At 45.6% G+C, this 22,748-nt stretch carries 23 protein-coding genes; 7 read left to right on the top strand and 16 right to left on the bottom strand.

Going from position 1 to position 22,748, the window contains the following annotated elements; genetic code table 11:
• Positions 1-9 precede the first annotated feature (9 nt).
• On the bottom strand, positions 10-921 hold the full coding sequence (gene pfkB / locus HNR77_RS00755) for a 1-phosphofructokinase (protein WP_184179760.1): 912 nt from the start codon (positions 919-921) through the stop codon (positions 10-12).
• 2 nt (positions 922-923) lie between these two features.
• The gene (locus HNR77_RS00750) at positions 924-1,670 is read right to left on the bottom strand and encodes a DeoR/GlpR family DNA-binding transcription regulator (RefSeq protein WP_184179757.1); all 747 of its coding nucleotides are present in this window, start codon (positions 1,668-1,670) and stop codon (positions 924-926) included.
• Positions 1,671-1,905: 235 nt separating this feature from the next.
• On the opposite strand from HNR77_RS00750, the gene HNR77_RS00745 reads away from it, so the two are divergent.
• A complete protein-coding gene (locus tag HNR77_RS00745; RefSeq protein WP_184179754.1) occupies positions 1,906-2,595 on the top strand; it encodes a G1 family glutamic endopeptidase in 690 nt (229 codons plus the stop codon).
• 102 nt (positions 2,596-2,697) lie between these two features.
• Here HNR77_RS00745 and HNR77_RS00740 read toward each other — a convergent pair whose 3' ends face one another.
• From HNR77_RS00740 to HNR77_RS00720, 5 genes are all read right to left on the bottom strand, one after another.
• Positions 2,698-3,174: a hypothetical protein gene (locus HNR77_RS00740; RefSeq protein WP_184179751.1), complete on the bottom strand. Its 477-nt coding sequence runs from the start codon at positions 3,172-3,174 to the stop codon at positions 2,698-2,700.
• Positions 3,175-3,318: 144 nt separating this feature from the next.
• On the bottom strand, positions 3,319-4,785 hold the full coding sequence (locus HNR77_RS00735) for an FAD/NAD(P)-binding protein (protein ID WP_184179748.1): 1,467 nt from the start codon (positions 4,783-4,785) through the stop codon (positions 3,319-3,321).
• Between the two features lie 220 nt (positions 4,786-5,005).
• Entirely contained in the window at positions 5,006-5,851 is an 846-nt protein-coding gene (locus tag HNR77_RS00730) for a hypothetical protein (RefSeq protein ID WP_184179745.1), read from the bottom strand.
• Positions 5,852-6,832, bottom strand: a complete 981-nt coding sequence (locus HNR77_RS00725) for an ABC transporter substrate-binding protein (protein ID WP_184179742.1) — start codon at positions 6,830-6,832, stop codon at positions 5,852-5,854.
• A 108-nt stretch (positions 6,833-6,940) separates the two neighbouring features.
• Complete coding sequence (locus tag HNR77_RS00720) at positions 6,941-8,542, bottom strand: helix-turn-helix domain-containing protein (RefSeq protein ID WP_184179738.1); 1,602 nt, start codon at positions 8,540-8,542, stop codon at positions 6,941-6,943.
• Positions 8,543-8,887: 345 nt separating this feature from the next.
• Between HNR77_RS00720 and HNR77_RS00715 the strand changes: the two genes are divergently transcribed.
• The 4 genes from HNR77_RS00715 to HNR77_RS00700 all read left to right on the top strand — a co-directional run bounded on the left by HNR77_RS00715 (position 8,888) and on the right by HNR77_RS00700 (position 11,998).
• Positions 8,888-9,307, top strand: coding sequence for a MarR family winged helix-turn-helix transcriptional regulator (locus HNR77_RS00715; protein ID WP_145402931.1), 420 nt, complete (start codon positions 8,888-8,890; stop codon positions 9,305-9,307).
• 24 nt (positions 9,308-9,331) lie between these two features.
• On the top strand, positions 9,332-9,982 hold the full coding sequence (locus HNR77_RS00710; RefSeq protein ID WP_184179736.1) for a nitroreductase family protein: 651 nt from the start codon (positions 9,332-9,334) through the stop codon (positions 9,980-9,982).
• A gap of 128 nt (positions 9,983-10,110) precedes the next feature.
• Entirely contained in the window at positions 10,111-10,407 is a 297-nt protein-coding gene (locus HNR77_RS00705; protein ID WP_184179733.1) for a putative quinol monooxygenase, read from the top strand.
• 190 nt (positions 10,408-10,597) lie between these two features.
• Entirely contained in the window at positions 10,598-11,998 is a 1,401-nt protein-coding gene (locus tag HNR77_RS00700; RefSeq protein WP_184179730.1) for a prolyl oligopeptidase family serine peptidase, read from the top strand.
• Between the two features lie 152 nt (positions 11,999-12,150).
• Here HNR77_RS00700 and HNR77_RS30530 read toward each other — a convergent pair whose 3' ends face one another.
• From HNR77_RS30530 to HNR77_RS00675, 6 genes are all read right to left on the bottom strand, one after another.
• Positions 12,151-12,222, bottom strand: a complete 72-nt coding sequence (locus tag HNR77_RS30530) for a BBE domain-containing protein (protein ID WP_311768557.1) — start codon at positions 12,220-12,222, stop codon at positions 12,151-12,153.
• Positions 12,219-12,602: a hypothetical protein gene (locus HNR77_RS00695; RefSeq protein ID WP_311768559.1), complete on the bottom strand. Its 384-nt coding sequence runs from the start codon at positions 12,600-12,602 to the stop codon at positions 12,219-12,221. Before HNR77_RS00695 ends, HNR77_RS30530 begins: the two co-directional genes overlap by 4 nt.
• Before the next feature lie 228 nt (positions 12,603-12,830).
• Positions 12,831-13,352: a MarR family winged helix-turn-helix transcriptional regulator gene (locus HNR77_RS00690; protein ID WP_145402934.1), complete on the bottom strand. Its 522-nt coding sequence runs from the start codon at positions 13,350-13,352 to the stop codon at positions 12,831-12,833.
• A gap of 48 nt (positions 13,353-13,400) precedes the next feature.
• Entirely contained in the window at positions 13,401-14,210 is an 810-nt protein-coding gene (locus HNR77_RS00685; RefSeq protein ID WP_184179728.1) for an alpha/beta hydrolase, read from the bottom strand.
• 244 nt (positions 14,211-14,454) lie between these two features.
• A complete protein-coding gene (locus HNR77_RS00680; protein WP_184179725.1) occupies positions 14,455-16,884 on the bottom strand; it encodes a flavocytochrome c in 2,430 nt (809 codons plus the stop codon).
• Positions 16,885-16,897: 13 nt separating this feature from the next.
• Positions 16,898-17,512, bottom strand: a complete 615-nt coding sequence (locus HNR77_RS00675) for an NADPH-dependent FMN reductase (RefSeq protein WP_184179721.1) — start codon at positions 17,510-17,512, stop codon at positions 16,898-16,900.
• 181 nt (positions 17,513-17,693) lie between these two features.
• Between HNR77_RS00675 and HNR77_RS00670 the strand changes: the two genes are divergently transcribed.
• Both HNR77_RS00670 and HNR77_RS00665 read left to right on the top strand, forming a co-directional pair.
• The gene (locus HNR77_RS00670) at positions 17,694-18,623 is read left to right on the top strand and encodes a LysR family transcriptional regulator (protein WP_184179718.1); all 930 of its coding nucleotides are present in this window, start codon (positions 17,694-17,696) and stop codon (positions 18,621-18,623) included.
• Positions 18,624-18,632: 9 nt separating this feature from the next.
• Entirely contained in the window at positions 18,633-19,571 is a 939-nt protein-coding gene (locus tag HNR77_RS00665) for an FAD:protein FMN transferase (RefSeq protein ID WP_184179715.1), read from the top strand.
• 40 nt (positions 19,572-19,611) lie between these two features.
• On the opposite strand, the gene HNR77_RS00660 is transcribed toward HNR77_RS00665, so the two are convergent.
• The 3 genes from HNR77_RS00660 to HNR77_RS00650 all read right to left on the bottom strand — a co-directional run bounded on the left by HNR77_RS00660 (position 19,612) and on the right by HNR77_RS00650 (position 22,719).
• The gene (locus HNR77_RS00660; protein ID WP_184180425.1) at positions 19,612-20,661 is read right to left on the bottom strand and encodes an NAD(P)/FAD-dependent oxidoreductase; all 1,050 of its coding nucleotides are present in this window, start codon (positions 20,659-20,661) and stop codon (positions 19,612-19,614) included.
• 61 nt (positions 20,662-20,722) lie between these two features.
• Positions 20,723-21,745, bottom strand: a complete 1,023-nt coding sequence (locus HNR77_RS00655) for a FecCD family ABC transporter permease (RefSeq protein ID WP_184179712.1) — start codon at positions 21,743-21,745, stop codon at positions 20,723-20,725.
• Entirely contained in the window at positions 21,742-22,719 is a 978-nt protein-coding gene (locus HNR77_RS00650; RefSeq protein ID WP_184180423.1) for a FecCD family ABC transporter permease, read from the bottom strand. The genes HNR77_RS00655 and HNR77_RS00650 overlap by 4 nt, the downstream gene beginning before the upstream one ends.
• Positions 22,720-22,748: the final 29 nt, after the last annotated feature.

The following is a 22,748-nucleotide window of genomic DNA, read 5'->3' as shown; positions in this document are numbered from 1 at the left end:
CCTTGCTGCCTACAGCTTGGTAATCGTTACCTGCTCACGCAATTCTTCAATCAATTCACGCGCTGCGAGGTCATCCGAGAAAGCCGTTGCACTGCCGGATGCAACCCCTGTGCGGAAGGCTTCATACAAGTTTGCTTGCAATACATACGTACCTACAAATCCGCCAATCATGGAATCACCCGCGCCAACTGAATTTCTGACCTTTCCTTTCGGCACGGTTGCATGATATACATCTGTCCCGGTGATAAACAATGCCCCTTCTCCAGCCATGGAGATCAGAACATGTTTGGCACCAGCTTCGAGCAATTTTCTACCGTAAGAAACCAGTTCCTCACGAGTCTCAATAGTTACGCCAAACAATTCGGCTAATTCATGATGATTTGGTTTGACCAGCAATGGTTGATGAACAAGTGCTTCCATCAGTGCAGGTCCTGTAGTATCAATGACGAACTCGGCTCCCGTCTGCTTGCAGACTTGAATGAGACGATTATAGAAATCCGAACCGAGTGATGGCGGAACACTTCCAGATAGAATGACAATATCTTCTTTTTGCAAGGAAGATAACTTATGCAGCAGCTGATCAGCCTCCTCTGCACGAATGGCTGGTCCAAGACCGTTAATCTCGGTTTCGTCCCCATGCTTCAGCTTGATGTTAATGCGAGTATCATCAGCAATGGTGACAAAGTCGGTTTGAATGGCTTCTTCCTGCAGCTTGTCGTTAATGAAACGACCTGTAAAACCACCCAAAAAGCCGATGGCCGTATTGGCTGCCCCAAGCTGATTCAGAATGCGGGAAACGTTGATGCCTTTGCCGCCAGGGAGTTTCAAGTCCCGATTCATGCGGTTAAGTTCGCCTAGCTTCAGATCGTCCACTTCTACGATGTAATCAATGGACGGGTTGAGTGTTATCGTATATATCATCGCTATCCCTCAATTATTTTAGTTTTCTGGGTGATTACCGTCCGCCAATGTTCAGGCATTCGTTCTGTAATCAGATCCGCCTCCTCCAAATCAAACAATTTGGCAAAAGTAATATCCCCAATTTTGCTGGAATCAGCCAACACATAGGATTTTCCTGACAGTTGATGTGCACGCCTCTTAATCAAGGCTTCCTCTGGATCAGGCGTTGTATACCCCATTTCAGGGTCAACCCCGTTACTTCCCAGAAAACACTTGTCAAACCGGAAATTATCCATGTTCTGCAGCGCAATGCTGCCGATGACCGCTTTCGTATGAATTTTCATCATACCGCCAAGCAGGTAGCTGCGAATTCGCTTGCTCACCAATGCCTCTACATGGGAAAGTCCGTTGGTTACAACCGTAACATCTCTGGCTTCGATAAAAGGAATCATAGCCAGCGTTGTCGTGCCAGCATCCAGGTAAATACATTCACCATTCTGAATCTCCTGCGATGCCAAACGGGCAATGACTGTTTTTTGCTGAATGTTTTTGAACGTTTTCTCCTCCATGCCTGGTTCTAATGATTTCTCATTCACCAGTGAAGCACCACCATGAATACGTTTGAGCATCTGACGACTTTCCAGATCAATCAAATCTCTTCTAATTGTGGATTCAGAAACCCCAAGCACATCAACCAGCTCTTGCAACTTCACAATTCCCTGTAAATGTAAGCGCTCTATAATTGCAGCATATCGTTCTTCAGTCAGCATATCCATTCCTCCAACTGCTTCTATAGTATCATAAATCCCGTAAAAAACAATCATTTTCATTCAAAATAATTTAAAAACCTTCAAAAACTTTCATCCATAAGATTTGTTTTCTTGAGCAGCTGTACCTTTCACATGCCAACACAGATGCATTAGATATTACAACCAGCAATCACTTGGCTTGAGAAGCCTCAGGTGCACTAGACCTTGGGAGTGATTAATGAAAGGTGTGCATGAGATGACCGATCGTATACGTAAGCGGCGACAGCCTTGTGAACTTAAACAGCTGAAAAAAAGTACATCACTTCAGCCCGGGTGGGTCTCCTCCAACTGGAGCGGTTATGCAAAGAGTAGTTCACCCCGAAGCTATAAGCGAATATCTGCAGAATGGACAGTCCCTTATGTGCTTCCCTCCCGCATGAACTCTTACTCCTCTGCCTGGATTGGCATTGATGGCTACAATAATACAGATCTGATTCAGACCGGAACCAGTCATGACTGGGTTAACGGTAAGCCGGTATATTATGCCTGGTGGGAAATACTTCCCGCCGCGGAGACAATGATTTCTTCCCCTGTATCACCGGGGGATAAGATGCAGGCGACGATTACGAAAATCACACGTAAAACCTGCTGCATCATTTTGAAAGACGTAAGCAAAGGCTGGACATTCCGCACGGTACAACGTTATTCCGGCCCACAAACCTCGGCAGAATGGATTGTTGAGGCACCTACTGTTAATGGTTTTACTGCTGCTTTGTCGAGATTTACCCCCATCCAGTTCCGCCATTGCCGGTTGAATGGACGTTCTCCTCAATTATGTTCCAATCTCAAAGGCATTATGATGCAAGGCAAACGAGTGCTTGCTGTTCCCGGTCCTGCCAATCGCTGCAAGGATGGTTTTGTCGTTCGACGTGTATCCTGCAGTTAGTTGCCAGTAACAGGTCTTCTGCTCGAAAAAATCCTGCAGCAACCGCCGCTACTGACGGCAGTGCTGCAGGATTTTTTGACGGTTACAGCAGTTCGTTGCACACTATTCCGGTTTTGGCTTGAGCCATTTCCCCTCTTCATTAATGAAAGCTCCTTTGAAACGTCCCATCTCAAGCTGCTCAATCAGCTTATCCTCGTCGGTTGCCAAAATCTCAACCAGTTGTTCCAGGGTATAATACCTGGACGGATCATAATCTAGCAGAACCGGAACAGCCGTATCATATAACTCCCGGATCAGATTCTCAAGAGAATGCCGTCCAAGATTCGTCATCTGCTGATAAAACTGAAGCGATTGAGACACTACCGTACGAAACGATTTGTCCTTCAGATTCATCCATAACGTATTACAAGCCTGAACACTCATATAATTCTGTTCCACATCAAAAAACTGCATTTCTTCAATCTTCATATACTTCTCTTGAAAAGCTACAATTTTGATCAAAGGTACATTGCGTAAACTCGATGCTCTTTTCACATGTGCTCTGAATTGATCATAACTCATCTGTTTGGTTTGTTTCATTAGTTCCATTCCTGATCCCTGCCTTTAACATGTTCCAAACGACATTTTACAATAAATTAAAGTCCCCTGCAAAACGATGTTTACAAAAACAAAAAACCGCACAGCTCTGGCACTGTACGGTAAGTTTGTTAAATGCATGCGTCTTTACTCAGCAAGAACGTTATTCGGATTCCAGACTGCCGTGAATTCTTGCTCTGCATAGGTATAAAACTGCTGTAAGATGTCTTCCCGATCATCCAGAAACAATTGATCTGCAATAGCAGTAACCAGCTTGGGAATGGCAGCTCTGGTGCCTGAAATGGCAGAAGCGGATAAGCCGCAGCTCGCAAGCGCCGAATAATTGAAAACAAACAGTCCATGTAACACCTGCTTGCCTTGCTCTGTTCGGCTTGTCATAGCAAAGCCAGGACTTAAAAATGGATGAGCATCCAACAAGGCATTGCGATATTCCTCTGGAGCCTGAAAACAATCCTTCCAGCGTGCAATATGTTTCTCGACCAGTCCAAGCTCTGGCCTTAACGCAGGATCACTAAGCAGCCCGGTGCTGATGATGAGATAATCATACATAAACTGCCCATGGGGCGTCTGCACCTGAACTCCTTGTTCCTTCGCTTCCACGCTCAGCCATGGAGAGTGAAGATGCAGAACAAACCCGGGCCAGGCAGCTGCGCGATTAAACGTATCATTGGTCGGCGGCTGATTATATTTGAAGAAATGGGAGATCACCTGATATTTATCAGCGACAGGCAGTGCGTGAAAACGTTCAATCATGCCAGATTGCTCCATCTGGCGTATCGGATTAACGCTGGGCAGCTGCTCCCGCCTTACAAATACATGTGCCTCCCGTACTCCTGAGGCTAATGCATAACTGGCATTATCGAAGGCGGAGGCGCCGCCGCCAAGGACAGCAATCCTTTTACCTTTCAAACGTTCAAAATCAATCACTTCCGAAGTATGGGCGTACATCTCCTTCGGTAATCGGTCAGCAATCATGGAAGGCACATGCCATTCGCCCCCTCCCTGAATGCCGGTTGCAAGAACCACTTTACGAGCAAGGATAACGCTATTCATTTTGTCCGGTCCTTCGATATGAAGGCGATGAATCCCGATATTTTTTTCCATCAGACCGTTTTCGAGATGAGCATGAACAGCGGGTTCGATCAGCTTCAGCCGGACCTCGTTGCGAACAGGAAGCTCCAGCACCTCCCGATACCAGCGCAAATAGTTCATCCATTCTCCGCGCGGTATTTTGTCAAGCTTTTCCCATGCCTCACGTCCGTTCTGAGCCTCCCACCACGATCTGAATGTCAAGGATGGAATGCCCAGATCAATGGAGGTCAGATGTTTAGGAGTACGCAAGGTAACCATTCGGGCATAGGTTTCCCAAGGGCCCTCTTGTCCAGCCGGATTCTCGTCAATGATCAGGATGTTGGATATCCGTTCACGCAGGAGTCCAAATGCAGCGCCAAGGCCACTCTGACCACCGCCCACAATAACGACATCATACACATGGCCCTCTGCCTGCTCTTTGGCTCGCACCCAACTGGCCCCGCCATAAGACAGAAACGTCAAGTCATTTCTCACACGTTCATTCAATGCTTCCAGACTCATGAAGACCAATCCTTTCGTGACGATGAATCACCATATGCATTTTATTGCGAGAGAACTATTAGCGATATTATATGAGCTCAGCCTGTTCAATTGAAGCTTATGACTGTTTAATTGTCAGGAAAGCTAAAAAAAGGTGACATGCTTGTTTGCCGGTACGAAGTCAGATTTGGATAAAACAAAAGCAGATACGGATTAATCCATATCTGCTTATTAAGTCATGTTACGTTAAAGTCCCCTTGTTGATCCATTGCCGAAGTCTTGACTCCGAGTCAAGCTTCGGACAGCTGTTACAATAACTATGTGCATGATGACCGTCCCCGATCTGATAAGCCAAACAGCAATATCGACGAATCAGAAGCGGTGCCCTCTGCCACTTGCCGTGCTCGAAACGCTGAAAGGTGCCGCCAAACATGTTTTCTTTGCGCTGCTCCAGCCAGATGTGCATATCATGCTCGATCAATGCAAGTCGTTGATTCGTCCAACATATATCGGGATCATGGATCATACTTGCGGCGAGCTGCTGCACATTATGTGCCACCAGAGAACTCATCACTTTATCGCTCGCACCGGTAGCTTTTGCGACGGCTTGAAACATACGCTGCAGATGCAACTGCAATCGATCCCTGAGCAAGCGGGCTTCCTTTTCCCGTCGAAACCAATATTCCTGCTCCAGTGTCACTTGCGACCCAGTGTCCGTCTCCACCAATCTCTCCAGCCGGGTTTCGTACCACATGCCGCCTGTTCCGTTTAATTTTATATGCACGCTATCTTCCTCGATGTGAAGTAACGCATCATACATACTGAACGCAGAGATTACAGCCATAACGAGAACCGAATAACGTTTGGCAAAAAGTGTACCTACCGCTAAGCTTCCTGATCCTCCGAGTTCCAGTCCCTGTTGCACAGCCTGCTCACGCAATATGGCTTCTCGTGTCCCTTCACATAACAGATCCTTGGCACAAAAAGGAAAGCTGGACAGTTCTTCCGCTCTTCTGACTCTCGTCACAAAAGCTTGCTCTAATGCGGCCGACATTGCTGCATGATCATAATCACCATAACGTACCATCTATTGAATCATGCCCTCAATCTCTTTGAGAATCTCAGTTCTGCCAATGAAGCCCCAGCCTTTAAACAGCCAGAAAGAATCCGTGTCATACACCTGATTAGTCACCACAGCCGGAACCTTTTTCCATAGGGAACTGGCATGCATATTGTTTAGATAATCGTGCGCGTTTGGGTCGACTTCCAGAACGATGTAATCAGCGTCAATATCACCAATCTTCTCCATAGACAGGTCTTCACGCTTCTCAGCAGGTGTAACCGAAGAGGGGACAAATCCAAGATCATGATATAGCAGTGTATTGGTCGGATGGCCTTTCGCCGCATAAATTTGCAAGTTTTTCTCTCTTACCCGCAGATATGCCAGCTTCCGATACTCCTGCTGCTCCACCTTCGCTTTGAGCTGTTCTGTCTGCTTCTCCAGTTCAGCAATCTTTTCTTTGGCCAGATCCACCTTGTCGTACATTCCCGCAATCGTCAGCAAATCCTGAGTCCAGTACGTAGTATCATCACCATAATCCAGCCATTCTTCATTACCGAGTACAATCGTTGGAGCGATCTTCTCCAACTGCTCGTATGTATTTTCGGCTGTTCGGTTCTCGATAATAATGACATCGGGATCAATCTGCAGAATCGCTTCGAGGTTGGGATTATCCGCTGACCCTACCGTTGGCACACCTGCCAGCTGATCTGCCAGATATGGCAAGTATTCTCCGCCATAACGCACTTCCACATTAACACCGGCTGGTTTCTCTCCAATCGTGAGCATGTGGTCAATATAAGCAGCAGACATAACAACCATACGTTCAATCTTTTTCGGTATAACTGCCGTTCCCTTCACATGTTCAATTGTCTGTGTAGCACTCTCTTCCGCGGCTTTAGCGGGTTCTGCTGCTGATTTCGTTCCTTCCTCAGTCTTGCTACATGCCGATAAAACCAGCATGAGTAGTGTTAACATGATGATGATTGCGTTTCTATATCGTACCATTGAATGCTAATCCCCTTTTCTAATTAATAATAATAATCATTATCATTATAGTAGGGAAAAGGGTACACGCTTACCATGGATTATTCCACTCTCTTCACGTGCACAATATCACCTGACCTTCACACCGAGCATCCCGGCTACATAACGCATCGACCACAACCTCCCCGCAGGCCCGAGCGCCCTAAAAAAAATATCTCCTGCATCATGGACATGGCCCAGCTGAACAGCAGTAAAACCTGTCCATTCGCTGGACTGTTGCAACTGCCGCCACCGAGCGTAAGCCTCCGCTGTAGGATCAATCATCACAAACAGATGATCGGTATCGTATAATGGCAGCTCCCCTTCGTGCAGCTCTATAGCCCACTCCCCTTCCGGGAAATGTGCAGGCATTAGAAAACCAAGATCTTCGTATAACAGAGCTCCCACTTGGTTATGCTTTCCGTAGATACGCGTGAAGTGAGCCGTAATTCGAATAAACATAACCCGTTGCTTTCCCCATCTAGATCGAAGGTCTGCCTGCAGAACCCGGCTTAATTCTGCATGTTGCTCAATCCAGCGAACAGCCTGTTCACTGCGGCCCATAACGTCCGCCATATATAGAAGGCTATTAGCGATATCATTGGTGTGCTTCAGGATGGCTGTAGGGGCAATATGCTGCAGAGAATGATCCAGTTGCATGCGATCACTTGTAATAATCAGATCAGGCTGCACACCTTTCAGTCTGTCAAAGTTCTGGTTCAGGCTACTCAGCATAAGTCCTGAATGCCTGAATGCCTGGCTTTCCACTACAGAAGGGTGACTGCCAACCCGCTGTTCATAGGATAATGCAGATACCGGCTCCAGCCCGAGCGTCATGACAGCATCGTCCAGCCCGTAATATAATGCAGCAATTCGGCTGATTTTATTTTTCATATACAGCGTTGGGGCGATACCTTCGCGCTTTTTGAAAACTCTGCTGAAATAATGTTCGTCTTTATAACCGACTCGCTCAGCAATGACTCTGATTTTCTCGGTCGAAAATAACAGCTGCTTGGCTTTTGAGATCCGCTGCTGCATCAAATATTCAACTGGAGTCATATGGAACTCGCGTTTGAATGTCCTTGTAAAATGGTTTACACTCAGTCCAGCCATTGCGGCTAACTGTTCTATTCGAATCTCCTTCATGTAATGATGAGTCATATAATTAAGTACTTGATCCATACCTGCCTGCGGCGCAGCATTCGATTTGACGTTCCGTATTAACCGGATCAGCAGCCTGTGCAGCCGTTGTTTGGTTTCTATATTTTCCAGCTCACGGAAGCGGGGAGTGAAATGCACCAGTTGATCCAACATCTGTTGAACCTCCCGGGTACTCTCCGACAGCTGAAGCTTGCCTGTTACAGGGAAATCAAACATTTCCGTTCGCCAAGCAGCCTGCTGCCGGACAAGACCTACATAAGAGAATAAGATGATCTGGTACCGGAGGGGAGCTTCCCCGTTCGTTTCTATCTCCATATACATGCCCGGTTCGAATATAAACCAATCGTTCTCGGATACCAGATGAACAGCGTGATCCAGCTTCAATACACCTTTGCCGCTACTGATCCGGCATACAGCATACCTTCTCCACGTCCTGCGCTGAACCCGTGCTGTAACGATCGTGCCCTGATATACGTGAACAGAGGAAATATGTATGTTTTCCATTCGTTTCATGTAATCCTTTTTTTCCATTAACAATCCTTCCTGTCATTGAACGTCAGGCACGTTGCTTCTACACACGAATTCCTTCAGCCATTATTATATTGTCATTATAGTTTAGATGATAATAGTTCTCAATAAAATAACATACAACATACCCTGATCAGGGCAGCAAAAATTTCTATTCAGTCCGCTGTTGCAAAATGATAAATCACATGATATATTAATTGAGCCATCAATGATTGACGTATCAAATATTGATCCATCAACGATTGAGCGTAGCTACAGAATCATGAGGCAATGGCATTGTATACTGGCAACTTTAATTATTTGTTAACATACGCCGTTGTTGATTGGATTCACCCGGGAGGTCTAGTCATGACACGTATGGTTTCCAAAGAAGAGCAGATCATTAATCTGCTGAATGTGCTGGGGAACAAAATCAGTCCCAAGTTTGAACGCTGCACCGGGATCAGTTCCTCACGTTTTGAAATTCTGCATGAGCTGGATCAGGTTGACGAGATTAACCAGTCTATGCTCCAGAAGATCATTAACATCGACAGTGCTGCTATTACTCGCCACCTGAAACAACTCGAAGCCGACCAGATGGTTACGAGACGCAAAAATCCTGAGGATAATCGGGTAACTTTTGTTCGTCTGACGGATCATGGGCGCAAACAGATTGAAGGATATAAAACAGAGAAAACCAATTATATTCATCAGATTCTGGATGGTTTCAGTGAAGATGAGATTCATGCGCTCGCCGATTTCTTGGAACGTATGCAAAACAATTTTTAAACCATATATAGAGGAGAGATTTCCATGTCTACAACACAAAGCAAATTCCAAAAAACAAATGATTTTAATGAAATTACCTACGGTCGTCGTTCCGTCAAATTGTATGATCCAGAAGTGAAAATCAGCCGTGAAGAAATGACTGAAATTTTGGCAGAAGCTTCCCGTGCCCCATCTTCCGTAAACATGCAGCCTTGGCGTTTTCTTGTTGTTGATACACCTGAAGGCAAAGAAAAGCTGGCCCCGCTTGCACGCTTTAACCAAAATCAAGTGCTGACTTCTGCTGCAGTGATCGGTGTATTCATCGACATGAACAATGGCGAGTATCTGGAAGAGATTTTTGGCAAAGCTGTTGAGCACGGATTTATGCCAAAAGAAGTTGCAGAACAGCAAGTAAAAGTGGTTAAACCTTATTATGACAATATGCCTGCTTCCGATCTGCGTGACGTGAACCTGATTGATGCTGGTCTGGTTTCCATGCAATTGATGCTCGCTGCACGTGCTCACGGTTATGACACCAATCCAATCGGTGGTTACGAAAAAGCTCAAATCGCTGAAACGTTTGGCATGGACAAAGACCGCTATCAGCCGGTAATGCTGATCTCGATTGGTAAATCAGCCAAAGAAGGCCACCCTTCTTACCGTCTGCCAGTAGACACAATTACAACTTGGGCATAAGTTCAGAATTAAGAATTACATTTTTCTAGACAGACCGGATTAAAGCACACTGATCATGTTCAAATTCAGATCTACTCTTATTACAATAATCAGCTTTACTAAATATAATTCAATGGAGGTTATTCACGATGATTATCATTCACGCACATCTGCAAGTACAAGCCGCTCAAGAGCAAGCTTTTCTGAACGCCGCCAAAGAACTGATTGCTGCAACACGCCAAGAAGAAGGCAACATCAGCTATGAGCTGGTTAAAAGCACAGAACGTGAACAAAGCTACACGATGATCGAGCTGTGGAAAGATGAAGCTGCAACAGCTGTTCATAACTCAAGTGCTCACTTCCAGGCTTTTGTTCAACAAGCTGCAGCATTTATGGCTGCACCGATGAACGTAGAAGTCTTTGCAGGCGAAGCAGTCAAACAGTAATCGTCTTAAAGAAATCTACGAAATACAAAGCCTCACATCTTGCAGAATCGCTTGGAATTCACCATAGGGTGAGCTTCAGGCGATTTTTGCGTAATATAAAGCTGGAAAAGACGTTCGTAATTCCCATGTTCCTCCTGAAATGATACAATGTTAGCATCTACATACATTAACCATCTGGAGGTATATGCTGATGAATATGAAAAAAAGCTTGCTGTCAGGTTTTCTGGCTCTGGCTCTAACTTCCTCTCTTCTCGTCTCCACTAATGTAAGCGCAAACAATTCTGCTGAATCAAGCTCTCCACTCTCCTACTCTCTCGTAACCAAAGGATATGATTGGGGCCCTGGTGTTTACAAGATCATTCTGGATACAGGTACCGCCATTCAAGGAAATTCACTGACCAAGGACTCGTTTAAGGTACTCGCAGAACGAAGTTATCCGATGATTAATTTTCAAACACAGCAAAAATATGATGGATCGGATAGCAGCAGCCGAGCGATAGAGAAAGCCTACCTTTCCGATAAAAATGGCAATCCAATCTCCATGTCCAGCGGTCAATACATTACGATTGAGATGAAAGTACACCCCGATCTGATGACCGCCAGCCCGTTTATGTTTGATCTTCAGTCCTTTACCAATCGATATGTGGACCTGCAATATACGATCATTCAGCAAAAATCCCTTCAGGATCAGGCTGGAAATGTGATTGATTATTTGACAACAAGACCGGATACACCTCACACGATGATCGAACAAGGTGTTGAGCCGTTTGACCTGACAGGCAAGTTCAGATACAAGGACTCCACATACGGTGAGATTCAGCTGACTTATGCCTCATATATGCCTGAAACCAGCAAGGAAAAACCGTTGATCATCTGGCTTCACGGTGCAGGTGAAGGTGGAACCGACCCGAGAATTGCTCTGCTTGGCAACAAAGTAACCGCATTAGCTGATGAATCGATCCAGAAATATTTTGGGGATGCTGCTGTGCTGGTTCCTCAAACCCCGACCTTCTGGATGAATGACGGCACGGGGCAGTACACCAAGGATGGAAAGAGTATGTATACCAGGTCACTAACTGCTTTGATCAAACAGTATGTTAAACAGCATGCAGCAGATATTGATACGGATCGCATTTACATTGGCGGGTGCTCCAACGGCGGATTTATGACCCTGAACATGCTGCTGGCCAACCCCGATTACTTCGCTGCTGCTTATCCTTCCGCTGAAGCATACGACGATTCCTGGTTAACCAAGCAGGATATAGCCAAGCTGAAAAATATTCCGATCTGGTTCACAGCTGCAGGAGCAGATCAGACGGTGGATACATCCAAAACGTCAACTGCTACCTACAAACGTTTGATCGCTGCGGGAGCCAAAAATGTTCATTACTCCTATTTTGATAAGGTGTTGGATATGAGTGGGTTGTACTCCAAAGGCAACGGCGACAACGCTCCCTATGAGTACAACGGACACTGGTCCTGGATTCCTGTGTTGAACAACGACATCTCCAAGGACTTCAATGGCAAACCTGTCAAAATGAAAGGTAAAGCCGTAACGCTGATGGAGTGGATGGCTAATCAGAAGAAATAACAGGAAAGTGCTTGTCCAGCTAGCAGGATGCGAAGAAGGGGCTAGCAGCACACAATATTGTACGTAAAATGGGACGCAAGATCGTCGAGTAGAGTCCGGGAGCCGCATATGCGGCTCCTTTTCCACTACACCCGCTTCTGCTTATTGCATCACTACAGCCCACGTGCCGGAGGAATGCTTTGCGGATTGTTGAACACATTTTTCGGATCATATTTGGCTTTCATTTCTTGCGAGTTTGACGAACGAGTGCGATATTTTTAGCGGCATGAGATGGCTTGAGCCACGTACTGTTCCATTCCACGTAGAACTTCTCTTTGCGCCAGAAGAACGCTGTTGATCTAGGTGATTTGCGGCTTACCGCTCCGCCCCAGTTGAGGAAATGGAACCCGCCTGGTTCCTCTTCCAGATTTCCCAAAAATGCTCGCATGGATTTAAACGCTTTGTCGGGGAATGGTTTTCGTCCAAAACCGGACGAGAACTGGTTGCTGAACCTTTGAGTCTCGATTGGATCAGGAAGCAATAAAACTTTACAACAGCCCTCCATGATGACATTGCCACGCTTTTTCGGTCCGATGGACAATTCGCTGCCCAATCTGGTATCCACCGAAGGAGCCCATTTCAGCAAAAACAAATACTTTAGGATACCTCTCGGTATGCGGGTCCCAGTTTTTCCGCGCTGCTTCATAGCCTGGTTCCCCTTTAAAGATGACACATCGAACGTAAAAAAATCCCCTCAAAGCAATAACAGCCTGAGGGAATTTATTTGTTGTAGTCCGTTAGCCAGGTCCAGCGTGAGCGTTCACTGAACCGCCTTCGAAAGCGGCATAGCTGCTTATGAGTTGTCCGGCTCAATCTTGATGAGCTTGCGCGGCTCCTGTTCTTTTTCACCGTACCAGAGCAGCACATCTGCTAACAGATCCATGATGCGAATAAAGCTTTTTTTATCAGCCTCCGTAATCTGGTCTGCCAGCTTGAAAATATCATCGAAACAAAGCTCACGCACAAATGCAGTATACTTCATGTAGACCTCGCGGCCCTTGTCCGAAGGTTTGACGTAAATATCTTTGCGGTTGCCGCTTAAATGATATTTTTCGAGCAGTCCTTTTTCTGTCAGATTTTTCACATTTTTGGAAAAGGTACTGCGGCTAACGCCCAAACGCGCGGCCATCTCGGACATCTTCTCTTCCTGATCCTCTGCCTCTAAAATATATTCGAGTGTCTGAATCTGAGCAGCAGAGAACGTCATATCTGTTCCGTAGCTTCGCTGAAGCTTATAGGTGTTGGAGTAAGCATTGCCGTACTTGATGATCTTCTCGACAAGTTCGCGATGTTCACCCATCCAATCTAATTTCATGCGTAATCCCTTTCGTCCTCAAATTCTCTCTCTTTTACTCTACTGAAATCAGATGCGTTTTTCAATCCATGCAATAGCTTCTTCAATGACTTCATCCCGTGCCGTTTCATTGAAAATTTCATGCATGAGATGTGCATAGATTTTCAGTGTTTTATCCGTTGAAGCGATATCTCCGTAAAAGTCGCGAGAATCCTTTTCGCTCACGAGTCCGTCATTTGCTCCATGCATCACCAGCACCGGATCAACAAATTGTTTGGCGTGCTCTTTAAGCCATTCCACGCCGTAACCCAGGCTGTTAAACAAATCAACTGAAATCTGCTTCTCTACGAGCGGGTCATTGGCGTAAGCGGATACAACTTCAGGATCACTACACACCCCGTTGCCCAGCTCGTTCGGGAAATATGTGCCTGCCGGCAGCTCCATCGGCAGTTCTCCAGCCACCTTTGTATTGTAACGGGTAAGTGCCCCCGATAACACAATGCCTTTCACTTTTCCCGGATATTTCGTTCCAAACGATGAGGAAGCAAAGCCGCCCATACTATGTCCAATAATATACAGCGGAGTATCCCCGATCTCTTGCAGCACTGCCTCCACTACAGCATTCACATCATCAATCAGATGATGGAAGTCACTATAAAATGTGCGGGCACCTTCCGATCTGGCATGACCGCGATGGTCGAAACGATATACGGTAAAACCGCGAGTATTCAGCTTCTCTGTCACATAATCATACCGGCTGGCATGCTCAGCCAATCCATGTACGATGACTACCGCAGCCTTTGCATTCTCCACAGTATCCTTGCTGAAATAAAGCTGTGTACCGTCAAAAGATTGAAGCGTTGTTTCAATTCTAGTCATCGCATATCCCGTCCTTTTTGTATTTTAATATTCATTAAAGATAATATTGTTTCTTACAGAAACAATATACCATTCCATTATTCCATTTGTCCAGCATTTTTTGAAGCGTTTACATTTTAGAATTGTGAAGCTTTTCGTACTATCTGCTCCATACGCATCGCAAAGAACTGCAAATAAACCACTTCAATGTGAAGTGGTTTAAAAGTCGAATATGGTGTTCTTTTTACATTTCTTTTTGTACTACTTATTTATGATTCATCTCATCAACAGCCGTTTTACCAGCAATCCGTCCAAACGTAAAGATATCGGTCAAGGCATTGCCACCTAAACGATTGCCAGCGTGTATACCGCCTGCAACTTCTCCGGCAGCATACAGATGTGCAATAGGTTGACCATTTTCATTCAAGACACGAGTTTGGGTGTCGATTTTGATACCGCCCATCGTATGATGGACCGCAGGTTTTCTAGGCGTAGCATAGAAAGGAGCCTTCTCGACTTTTAGGCTAAACGTATCCTTGTGGAACTCTGGATCAAAGCCCGCATCTACGTAAGAGTTATACTTATCAACGGTCGATCTGAGAACCTGAGGGTCCATACCCACTTTCACTGCCAGTTCTTCAATCGTATCCGCTTTAAACAAAGTGCCCGCTTCGACCTGCCGATCAATTTTTTCCTGGCTGGTATTGGCAGCGGTTTTCTTGATCTCGTCATCCGCAATCAGATAAAATAAGCTTCCCTGCTCGATCGCCGCTTTGGTTAAGACATCTCGTCCAGAGAATTCGTTGACAAACCTTTCTCCCTTTTTATTAACAATGACGAAGTTTTCAGGCGGTACTTGCAGTCCACTGAAGAGCTCGCCCGTTTCCGGGTCAGCTACCGGCATCATTTGTGTGAAGCCCATGCCTGTCAGTGCGGCTCCTGCACTCTTGCCAAGCGATATTCCGTCACCCGTCATTGCGTAGGAATTCGTTGTTTTGATATCATCGTCAATATGGCTCCAGTACGTGTTATATTCCTTGAGCATCTGCGTATTTGCACCAAAACCACCACTGGCAAGCACAACTGCTTTTGCATGAACCGTAATTTTCTGACCGTTTACACCCGTTGCAATGACACCTGCAATTTTTCCATCTTCAATAATCAATTGTTTCACCGGGGTGTCTGTAATGATTTGTCCGCCATTGTCTTCTACATACTTGCTAAGCGCAATGATAAATGCAGAACCGTAGCTTTTGACAGGTTTATGACCACGGCGCCACAGGGCACCTACTGGAGCAAATACGATGCTCTTATCATATTCAACACCGATATCCTCAAGCCACTGCACACTTTCCAGGGCACGATCGGTAAGCACCTTAACCAGATCATACTGTCCATAGATCGTGGTGCCATTCAAGTCGGTTCGTTTGCCTCCGAAATACGTTTGCATTCTGTGCAGCAGTGGGGAATCGAATAAATAGGCCTTTTCTGTGCCAAACTTCTCCTGATATGCTGCAAACTCTGCTTTCAACGCATGGAAATCATCGATATATTCCGGGTGAATCAGGCTCTCATCGGTACTTAACAAGTTCTCAATCGTTTGTCGTTCCCCCGGATTCTCACTAAATTGCTGCTGCCATACAGGGTCTGCCGCGTTAACAGGACCACCTGAACGGATTGTATTACCCCCAACAGCTGGATATTTTTCAAGCACAATCGCACTCGCACCTTGCTGTAGAGCTGTAGCAGCCGCACTGAGCCCGGCGCCGCCTCCCCCTACAACAACCACATCACAAGAATATTCCTCATCATCCTTCATCTGGCTGCTGGCAGGCTTTGGACGTCTTTTCAGAATGTCGGGGTTTACTCCGGCCAGCTTGACTGCTTTGGCGACACCGTTGATGACAGCGTTACTCGTCTCGGAAGCACCGGATAGAGCATCCACATTCAGCGTCTGTCCTTCAATGATTTTATTCGGGATTCTTACAAAAACGACATCGGCGATACCTTCGGTTTCCCCCTGGGAATCAATATCAATACGTTCGATCCGATTTTCACTAAAGGATACCTTCATCGGCAGATTGCCGCTGTGACCAATCGCATTGACCTCATACACACCAGGTGTATAGGTAAACTCCTCTTCCTCATTAAGCTGATTGGAGATTTTGGCAAAACGAAGGAACCGCAGGAAGCACACTTCCAGAAAATCAATTGTTCCTTCACTGTTCAGGTTTCCTGCTTCATCAAATGCTTTATGTGCACTGCCAAGCAAAAACTCATATCCTGGCATCACATTCGCTTCAACACCCGGTGCATCCAGAATTTGACGGAGATGCAGCTGTGCACGCGAGGAACCTTGCGTTCCCTGTGACGCACCAATAATCATGACCGGCTTGCCAGCAAGCGGATGGATTTCAAAGCTCAACCATTCCAGCAAGCTTTTCAGGGATGAAGGAATGGAATGATTATATTCCGGAGTCGCAATAATCACGCCGTCACTTGCTATAATTTTTTCGTTAAACGATTGTATAATTACACTGTTCGTTTGGTTATTAGATTGATTAAACATCGGAACATCTGTAATATCAAGGATTTCAATGTCTGCTCTGGATTCAAAGTGCTTTTGCATGAACTGAAGCAGCTTGCGATTATATGATTTCTTTGCATTTGTGCCAACGATCGCTATGATTTTCATTGTAGTTAGCCCCCTACTCTTGCCAGGAAAATTTTTTCGTTTTTTTCTTCAACGTCCGTTTTGACAGCAGCTCTGTTGTGATCTCCGTAAACAAAACAAATTCCCTGAAAATTTCCTCAAGCTCCGTAACTTTCTCAGCACTGATCAGGCTGCCGCTGTTATCAAATGCACTCTGTGATTTTCCTAGAAGAAACTCGCTGCTAGGCATCATTCTCGCACCAAGTTCAGGTGAATCCAGAATTTGTCTGAGATGCGCCTGCGCTCTGGAGGAGCCAAGCGAGCCGTGGGAAGCACCTACGATCAGAACAGGCTTGTCTTTTAGGGTTTGGGTGGTATAACTGACCCATTCCAGCGCACTTTTCAACACAGCCGGAATCGCATGATCATATTCAGGAGTAGCGATAATGATGCCTTCTGCTTTGGAGATTTGGTCCAGCAATTCTTGTACCTTTACAGGAATATCAACTTCAGCTTCCTCTAGATCGTCCTTTTCGATAAAAGCAGGCAAATCCTTGATTTCAAACAAGTCAATCTGGACCTCACTGGCAAAATGCTTTTGCATAAACTGAAGCAGTGTGCGGTTCGTTGACACATCCGAATTCGTGCCCACAATAGCTAAATAATTCATCGTAATCCCCCTTCTGTCATTCGAAAATCATGTTCGTCAATGTCAGACTCGATCTTTCGGCATAACCTTAACATAGGGAAGCTGGAATGATCTAATAGTTATTCATTGCAGTTTGATAACCAATTTGTTATAATCAGCTCAAATCCTAAGTTTGTTACTTTTTTCACAAATGGTGAGCGACATGTCTAAATTAGAATCGCAGGATATTTTATGTTACATCGACAGCCTTCTGAAATACAGTAATTATAGCAAAGCTGCCCAATCCCTTTACATCTCTCAGCCCTACCTGACCAAGGTGATCAAAAAGATTGAAGGCCAGCTGAACTGTGAGCTGATTACACGCAACAAGCTTCCATACCGATTAACCGAGCAGGGCAAAATATATTATCAGTATCTGACTTCACTTGAACATAGCTACGCCAAGCTTGTCCGGGAAATCTCCTATGTATCGGATATCGACAACAAAGTGTTGCGGATCGGCATTCTCCCAAGCCTCGGTGCGTACTTAACGCCCCTTTTTTTACCGAATTTTCTGGAGCTTCATCCAACGTATAAAATTAATCTTGTCGAGGATTTGCCTGAAAAAAATGAGAAACGCCTCCAGAGTAACGAGCTCGACTTCTGGATCGGCCAAAATTCCAGCAGCATCTCCCCTAACCTGAACTCGTATAGCTGGGGCAAACACAGTTACCGGGCCATTATTCCGCGCTGCTGCCAATTATATCAAGAGAATGTCGCAGTCATCCCGGAGGGCACGATTGAGATCAGCACCATTTTGAGTCAACGGCTTATTCTAACGTCCAAGGGCTCGGCCATCCGCAAACAGATTGATCAATTACTCAGTGTATACAAGGTACAGCCCGACATCATGATGGAAAGCAAAGATATCTACACTGTACTCAAGCTCTCCAAGCGTAATTTGGGCCTGACTATTGTGCCCGAAAGTGTTCGGGTTGACGAGTGTCCGGCAGAATACAATATCTACCCCATTCCGTTGGATAAGATAAGCCTGGATTATTTCATTGCCCATCATGGAGATAAAAAGCTGACCAGCGTGGATCATGACCTCATCCATACGTTCCTCAATCACGGACAGCAATGTGCAATATAGGAGGCTATCATGAAACCTTTTACGAGAACGATACCACTCATGGGGACGAACATCTCCCTCTATATCGATGGCAAAGATGCTGAAGAGCTTGCCGAGGAAGCAGCGAAAATGCTGATGCAGTATGAACAAGTGTTTAGTGCCAACAGCGAGCACTCGCAGCTTGCCATGTTAAAAAGAGCAGCCGCATCTCATCCGATACAGGTGGACAAAGAGCTGTATGATCTTATCCGGATCGGCAAAGCACACAGCCTGCATGAAGATTCATTTTTAAATATTGCGATCGGTCCATTGATCAAATTGTGGAGAATTGGTTTCCGCGAGGCACATGTGCCCCAGGATGCAGATATCAAAGCAGTGCTGGAGCTGTTGAACCCGGAGAATGTACAGCTTGACGATGAGCGCCAGACGGTTCATTTATGCAAAAAAGGCATGGAGATCGACCTTGGTGCGATTGCTAAAGGGTATTTTGCCGATCAGATTATGACCTTTTTCAAGAACAACGGGGTCGTCTCTGTAATGGTCGATATGGGTGGAAATGTGCTTGTTCATGGGGATTCCCCTTCGGGGCTCAGTCACTGGAAGGTTGGAATACAGAATCCCTTTCTCCCCCGGGGAAATGCAGCAGCATATGTCAGCATCCGAGAGCAATCCGTCGTTACATCCGGCATATACGAGCGAGTTCTGAAACAAGAAGGCCAGCAGTACCACCATATATTCAGCAGTACAACTGGCTATCCGATGGAAAGCAATATCGCTTCATTAACTATAATTGCAGACAAGTCGCTGGACTGTGACATCTATACAACAGAATTGTTCGGGTTAGATGCCGCCTCCATCATTCACAAGGTGAATCCTATGAAGCATATCGAAGCTGCTGTCATTACAAAGGACGGAAACCTGGCCTACACTGACAATCTCAGGGGCAAAATACATCCGGTCTCAACGTGAAATATAGAGTAAAACGCTAACTTGCCAAAACACCTGACATTTACTTCGTGTATAAGTGTTTGCGCAACTCCCGATTTTTTTTCGTAAACAAATCATTATGTGAGGAAACCAGTCCGTGTGTTTTGGCATCGGGAGTTATATGCAGTTTTGCTTTGTTCACCGCATTCGCTGCATCCTGAAACGCTCCTGCAATCAAATGCAGCTTTCCTTCATGATGCAAAATATCTCCCGCTGCATATATGCCCGGTACAGAGGTTTCGCTGGACGAAGTTCCAGCAATCCAATGCTCCTTCATCTCAATCTGGATATGACTGTTCACCAGCAGTTCCTTGTCTCGCTCATATCCGTAGTTAATGATGACCTCATCCACAGCCAGCCCTAATAATGCTCCATCCTCATTGCGTTTCAGCACAACCGTTTCAATCTGTTGATGGTCATCTGTAGCAATCAGCTTCTCAATCGTTGTGTTGAGTAAGCACTCAACCGGGCTATTTTCAAGACGTGTTATTTCCGCTTCATGGCCTTTCAGTGTATCCTGCCGATACGTTAAATAGACCTGTTTGGCAATAAGGGCAAGCTCATTCGCCCAATCGATCGCCGCATTTCCTCCACCCGAGATAAGAACCGTTTTGTCTTTAAAACGGGACAGCGATTTGACTGTATAATGTAAATTGGTAACCTCGAAACGTTCTGCACCTTCAATGTCCAGCTTAATAGGCTTCAAAATCCCTCCTCCAATAGCTAAAATCACTGTTTTGGAGTAGTGTAACTTCTCAGAGGCCGTGTGTAATACGAAATGCCCTTGTTCATCTTTGGATATGGATGTGATCTTTTCTCCAAGAACGACCTCTGGCTGGAAGGTTAATCCCTGATGAACCATTTGTTCAATAAGCTGTGCTCCGGGAACAGGCTGTAGTCCTCCCACATCCCAAATCATCTTCTCAGGATAAACATGCACCTTCCCGCCCAAAAAGGGCTGAAATTCTATGATTTTGGTTTTCATTTCACGCAGACCACTGTAAAAAGCTGAAAATAATCCAGCGGGTCCTCCGCCAACAATCGTTACATCGAATACATCATGGTCTTTCATTTTATTCATCGTATGGTTTCCTCTTTTCTAATGATTTTCTAAGAAGTACGCAGTCAGGATGCTATTTTCGTTTTTTAAATAGTAAATAGATAAAATAAGGAACGCCAATTATAGAAATCACAATACCTACCGGTAGCTCTGCCGGAGCAAAAATCGTTTTCCCAATAAAATCTCCGACTAATACCATCAGTATGCCGATAGCTCCGCAAACAGGAAGAACGTACTTATACTGAATGCCCACCAATCTTCTGGCAATGTGAGGTGCAATCAACCCAACAAAACCAACGCTCCCGGATACAGATACACAAGCACTCACAAGCCCGACACAGCATAATAGAAAAATCATTCTTTCCCGATTGACATTTAATCCTATACCAGAGACGGATACCTCATCAAGATGCAGCAAATTCAGCTTATAGGCTCTCCACCAAATCACAGGTATTAACAAGACTAGCCACGGTAATACCGCTGCGATCTGCAGCCAGTTCTTACTATAGATACTGCCTGCCAGCCATACGGTCGCCATTTCAAAATCCTGCGGGTCCATTTTCAACGAAATATACAGTGTAATTGCACCGAAGCCTAACCCTAAAGCAATGCCTACCAGAATCAATCGTTGCGGATCAAGTCCCCCCTGCTGTCTGGCAAACAGCAGCAATAGAAACACGGCTCCTAAACCACCAAACCAGCCAAAAATCGGCATCGCCATAGTAGATAACCAGTGAGCACCTGTCGTTCCTCGGAAAATGAACATGAACAGCACAATTGCCATACCCGCAGCAGAATGAATACCCAGAATACCAGAGTCAGCCAGTTGGTTTCTTGTAATGCCTTGCAGCACAGCACCTGAAATTCCCAGCCCCAAGCCGACTAAAGCTCCAATGACGATCCGGGGCAATCGGAAATCAAAAATAACCAGATCATACTCCTTGCTGGAATTCATACGAAATAACGTTCGCAGCACATCTGTCGCCGAAATATCAAATGTGCCATTGGTTACACTGACATACATGACCAGAATGGACAGAGCCAACGTTAGGCCGAGCACAAACCAGTACTTTCCCTGAAGACTGAGCTTGCTCATACGCTCCTCCCCCCTCTTGTTTTGACTAGGTACAGGAAGTAAGGAACTCCAAACAAGGCAGTAACCACACCGATGGGCGTCTCAAATGGAGGATTCAAAAATCGGCTAATGACATCAGACCAAGCGAGAAACAATGCACCAAATACAGCCGCATAAGGAATGATTTTTTTGTAGTTTTGTCCAACAATATATCGAGTTATATGCGGGATGATCAGGCCAATAAAAGCAATTTTTCCGGCCAACGCAACCGAAATTCCAGTCAGAATGACTACGCTAAGCATCGTCAAACTCTTCATGACAGCAAGGTTAATGCCGAGACCCTGCGCAATGTCATCTCCCAGCGAAATGGCTGTAATAGAACGAGAAACCATGAATGCAATAAGTAATCCAATAATAGCAAACGGAACGGTCCACTGGATCAGAACCGGGTCCATCTGATGCAGCCTTGCGTTATACCAGAAGCTGATGTTTTGCGAAACTTGAAAATAAGTCCCCAACGCCTGGGATACCCCGCTCAGAAACGTTCCCAGAATAGTCCCCAATATAGCCAAGGTTAAGGGACTCATTCCGTTAGGCAGTATTTTGGCTACTGAAAATACAAGAGCTACACCCAATGCCGAGCCGATTAAGGAGGCTACGATAAGCGTCATCGAGGAGGCCCCTGGCATGAAAATCATACAAAGTGTAATCATAAATACCGATCCATCGGTTACACCCATTATGGAAGGAGAGGCAAGATAGTTTCTCGTCATGCCCTGCATTAACGCACCGGACACGGCCAGGAACGCACCGATCAGCAATGCACCTGCGACACGTGGGAAACGAGAGGTGTGAATGATAAGATGGTCCATATTTTCGGAATCATATTGAACCAGCGACTGCCACACCGCTTCATAACTGATCGATTTGGAGCCATATCCAACGGATACCATGATTGTGATCCCAAAAAGCAATGTTAAAATGACCACCTGCATAAAGCTTTTGCCTGACAACCAATGCATTT

Source organism: Paenibacillus sp. JGP012, assembly GCF_014203995.1.
Taxonomy (GTDB): Bacteria; Bacillota; Bacilli; order Paenibacillales; family Paenibacillaceae; genus Paenibacillus; species Paenibacillus silvae.
The sequence above is the reverse complement of the archived record's forward strand: the minus strand, read 5'-3'. Positions and strand labels throughout refer to the sequence as shown.

Coding starts and splice junctions, on each gene's coding strand:
- HNR77_RS00680 (WP_184179725.1), bottom strand. CDS start 16,884: ATGAAAATCATAGCGATCGTTGGCACAAATGCAAAGAAATCATATAAT.
- HNR77_RS00745 (WP_184179754.1), top strand. CDS start 1,906: ATGACCGATCGTATACGTAAGCGGCGACAGCCTTGTGAACTTAAACAG.
- HNR77_RS00710 (WP_184179736.1), top strand. CDS start 9,332: ATGTCTACAACACAAAGCAAATTCCAAAAAACAAATGATTTTAATGAA.
- HNR77_RS00690 (WP_145402934.1), bottom strand. CDS start 13,352: ATGAAATTAGATTGGATGGGTGAACATCGCGAACTTGTCGAGAAGATC.
- HNR77_RS00670 (WP_184179718.1), top strand. CDS start 17,694: ATGTCTAAATTAGAATCGCAGGATATTTTATGTTACATCGACAGCCTT.
- HNR77_RS00650 (WP_184180423.1), bottom strand. CDS start 22,719: ATGCAGGTGGTCATTTTAACATTGCTTTTTGGGATCACAATCATGGTA.
- HNR77_RS00725 (WP_184179742.1), bottom strand. CDS start 6,832: ATGGTACGATATAGAAACGCAATCATCATCATGTTAACACTACTCATG.
- HNR77_RS00735 (WP_184179748.1), bottom strand. CDS start 4,785: ATGAGTCTGGAAGCATTGAATGAACGTGTGAGAAATGACTTGACGTTT.
- HNR77_RS00675 (WP_184179721.1), bottom strand. CDS start 17,512: ATGAATTATTTAGCTATTGTGGGCACGAATTCGGATGTGTCAACGAAC.
- HNR77_RS00720 (WP_184179738.1), bottom strand. CDS start 8,542: ATGGAAAAAAAGGATTACATGAAACGAATGGAAAACATACATATTTCC.
- HNR77_RS00740 (WP_184179751.1), bottom strand. CDS start 3,174: ATGAAACAAACCAAACAGATGAGTTATGATCAATTCAGAGCACATGTG.
- HNR77_RS00730 (WP_184179745.1), bottom strand. CDS start 5,851: ATGGTACGTTATGGTGATTATGATCATGCAGCAATGTCGGCCGCATTA.
- HNR77_RS00750 (WP_184179757.1), bottom strand. CDS start 1,670: ATGCTGACTGAAGAACGATATGCTGCAATTATAGAGCGCTTACATTTA.
- HNR77_RS00655 (WP_184179712.1), bottom strand. CDS start 21,745: ATGAGCAAGCTCAGTCTTCAGGGAAAGTACTGGTTTGTGCTCGGCCTA.
- HNR77_RS00665 (WP_184179715.1), top strand. CDS start 18,633: ATGAAACCTTTTACGAGAACGATACCACTCATGGGGACGAACATCTCC.
- HNR77_RS00705 (WP_184179733.1), top strand. CDS start 10,111: ATGATTATCATTCACGCACATCTGCAAGTACAAGCCGCTCAAGAGCAA.
- HNR77_RS00660 (WP_184180425.1), bottom strand. CDS start 20,661: ATGAAAGACCATGATGTATTCGATGTAACGATTGTTGGCGGAGGACCC.
- HNR77_RS00700 (WP_184179730.1), top strand. CDS start 10,598: ATGAATATGAAAAAAAGCTTGCTGTCAGGTTTTCTGGCTCTGGCTCTA.
- HNR77_RS00715 (WP_145402931.1), top strand. CDS start 8,888: ATGACACGTATGGTTTCCAAAGAAGAGCAGATCATTAATCTGCTGAAT.
- pfkB (WP_184179760.1), bottom strand. CDS start 921: ATGATATATACGATAACACTCAACCCGTCCATTGATTACATCGTAGAA.
- HNR77_RS00685 (WP_184179728.1), bottom strand. CDS start 14,210: ATGACTAGAATTGAAACAACGCTTCAATCTTTTGACGGTACACAGCTT.